1 pseudogene is annotated in these 408 nt (G+C 45.8%); it reads right to left on the bottom strand.

The annotated features are described in order from the left end of the window. Window positions 1-408, bottom strand: a pseudogene (locus tag EXN75_RS17515) (transposase); the annotation flags it as partial.

Below are 408 nucleotides of genomic sequence, written 5' to 3'. Positions count from 1 at the left end.
AAATGGCAGTCTGCAAATACTGCAGTTTCAACCTGAACGGAAGTGATGATGTTAGGCTTGCCTTCCTCTACAGTCTCTGTGATGTTGGTCACATAGCCTTGCACCTTCTGGTCGTTCTTGGCACGATAGGTTGCATCAGGATCGTTAGAATTCTGAAGACTGTCTGCCTTTACCTCCTTCTTGTCTCGAAGTACAGCCTTTCCGTCCATTACGACATACTGTTCATCAAACAGACGCTGAAGAAGATCATGTGCAGGAGAAGTAGCTGGAAAAACTGCCAGCATCTCCATGATAAAATTACCAATTCTGGCAAGATTGCTCTGAAGCGTATCAGAGTCAGAGCGATAAACAGTCTTGGAGGAATCCTCTTTCAAGTATTCCTTTGCCCGTTCTTCCTGCTCTGGGGAG

Source organism: Segatella hominis (genome assembly GCF_004535825.1).
Taxonomy (GTDB): Bacteria; Bacteroidota; Bacteroidia; order Bacteroidales; family Bacteroidaceae; genus Prevotella; species Prevotella hominis.
This window is presented reverse-complemented; position numbering and strand designations above follow the sequence as displayed.